General features: G+C 49.4%; 1 pseudogene. It reads right to left on the bottom strand.

From position 1 onward, the window contains the following. Positions 1 to 1,226 (bottom strand): annotated as a pseudogene (locus tag CIK04_RS26635) (3'-5' exonuclease); the annotation flags it as partial.

The following is a 1,226-nucleotide window of genomic DNA, read 5'->3' on the forward strand; positions in this document are numbered from 1 at the left end:
GTACGGCATCACTGTCTTCATCTTCTTCACCACGTTCCATCATGTCACGCAGTGTCAAACGTTGAACCACTTCTTTCAACGTTTTCTCTTCTTGATCGTTATTGTCACCTTCTAATCGGCGACAATCCAAGAGTAGAGATCAGAGACGTTTTTCATGCGTCATTTTCTGCGGCTTTCGGGCTGGCAGATGTTTCGTACAACCAATCCTCATAATGAATATCTCGCACCAACGAGCGCACCGCTTCGACTGTGTCCCCTCGCTCCGCTTGATCGGCAATCGCCACCAGCCAATGAGTAAAGCGACGCAAATTGTCGAGACCACGTCCGGTCAGATGCTGCTCAAGGCCTAAGTTCAAGCGGCTTCAAATAAACTTTTGCCACGCATGTTGGCATAGCTGCCTAGCTTCTCGAGCGTCACAGGGCCAATTTCACGCTTGGGCGTGTTGACGATGCGCAGAAATGCGTTGTCATCATCAGGATTCACCAACACTCGCAAATACGCCATGATGTCTTTGATCTCTGCGCGTGCAAAGAAAGACGTGCCACCAGACAGTCGGTAAGGAACGCGGTTTTGCATCAGCGACTTTTCGATGAGGCGCGATTGATGATTACCACGATAGAGGATGGCGTAGTCACGATAGTCGGTGCGATTGAGAAACTTGTGGGCAATGATTCCCCGTGACGCGCTCCGCCTCATCGCTCATCATTATTGGCCAACAGCACTTTGAGTTTTTCTCCATCGGGAATTTTCCGAGAAGAGCGACTTTTCATACACGTGTTGGGTTATTGGCAATCAAGATGGTTCGCCGCACGCAAATACGGCTGGTTGAACGGTAGTTTTAGCTCCAATTTAATCAGGCGTAAGTTGGGGTAAATCTTGCCCCAACAACACTAAAGTTTTGCGGTTTTGCGCCACGCCAAGAGTAAATTGATTGGTCATCATCCCCAACCACGGTTAATCGTCCACGCTCACCCACCAGCAGTTTCACCAGTTCGTATTGACTGGTGTTGGTGTCTTGATACTCATCGACCAGAAGATAACGGATACTGGTTTGCCAGTATTGAGCACCTCTCCTGGCCACGAGGAGTAATACGGGCAGCAAGATAAGATCATCAAAGTCGAGCGCGTTGTACGCTTTCATCTGCTTTTGATACATCTCAAAACAGAAGGCAAACAACTGCTGCTGTTMACCTTGCGCACGTGCCACGGCCTGTCGTCTGGTGAG

The sequence above is a fragment of the Vibrio sp. 03_296 genome, from assembly GCF_002265885.1.